The organism is Streptomyces sp. WELS2, from assembly GCF_013870595.1.
In the GTDB taxonomy this organism is placed as follows: Bacteria; Actinomycetota; Actinomycetes; order Streptomycetales; family Streptomycetaceae; genus Streptomyces.
On the sequence record NZ_JACBWZ010001377.1, the window covers coordinates 1 to 958 of the forward strand.

Genomic DNA, 958 nt, shown 5'->3' on the forward strand with positions numbered 1-958 from the left:
TCATGTGTCCCACGATGCGGTGTGCGCGGGGTGCGGACCAGGGGATGCCATCCCCTGTGTCGGCGGCACGCCGGCGGCCGTCATGGCGCAGACTGGGTGGGTGGGATCCAGGAGATACACCGAGCTCGGCACGTTCCTGCGCTCGCGCCGCGAGCGCATCCGGCCCGAGGAGGCCGGCCTCGTCGCAGGCCCGCGCCGCCGGGTGCCGGGGCTGCGCCGTGAGGAGGTGGCGCAGCTCGCGGGTGCCTCGGTCGACTACTACAACGAGATCGAGCGGGGCGCGGGATCACAGCCCTCGGAGCAGATGCTCGCGGCCCTGGCCCGCGCGCTGCGGCTGACGTCGGACGAGCGCGACTACCTCTACCACCTGGCGGGCCGCCCCCTGCCCGCGTCCGGCGGACCCCGGTCGCATGTGCACCCCGGGATGATGGACCTGCTCACCCGGCTGCCCTCGACGCCGGCGCAGGTGATCACCGACCTGCACGTCACCCTCGTGCAGAACCCCCTCGCCATCGCCCTGCTCGGCGACCACTCGGCGTTCCGGGGCAAGGACACGAGCTTCGTCTACCGCTGGTTCACGGACGCCGGCGCCCGCCGCCTCTATCCCGAAGCCGACCACGACGCCCAGTCCCGCGCGTTCGTCGCCGATCTGCGGGCCGCCGCGGCACGCCGGGACGCCAAGGATCCCGAGGCACGCACCCTGATCGCCGAGCTGAACGCCCGCTCATCCGAATTCGCCGCCCTGTGGGCCCGGCACGAGGTCAGGGTCCGCCGGGACGACCGCAAGCGCATCAACCACCCCGCACTCGGCACGCTGGAGGTCGACTGCCTCAGCCTGTTCGGCGAGGACGGCCGGCAGCGGCTGCTGTGGTTCACTCCCGCGCCGGGCACCGACAGCGCCGGCAAACTGGACCTGCTCGCCGTCGTGGGGACACAACTCACCGGCACCCCGCGCTGA

Annotated in this window: 1 protein-coding gene; it reads left to right on the top strand. The window is 73.1% G+C overall.

Annotated features, from left to right (window positions below; all coding sequences use genetic code 11):
* Positions 1-82: 82 nt before the first annotated feature.
* On the top strand, positions 83-958 hold the full coding sequence (locus tag H5J33_RS36475) for a helix-turn-helix transcriptional regulator (RefSeq protein WP_181798954.1): 876 nt from the start codon (positions 83-85) through the stop codon (positions 956-958).

What these genes read in the sequence shown, in the direction of transcription:
- H5J33_RS36475 (WP_181798954.1), top strand. Translation starts at nt 83, where the DNA reads ATGGCGCAGACTGGGTGGGTGGGATCCAGGAGATACACCGAGCTCGGC.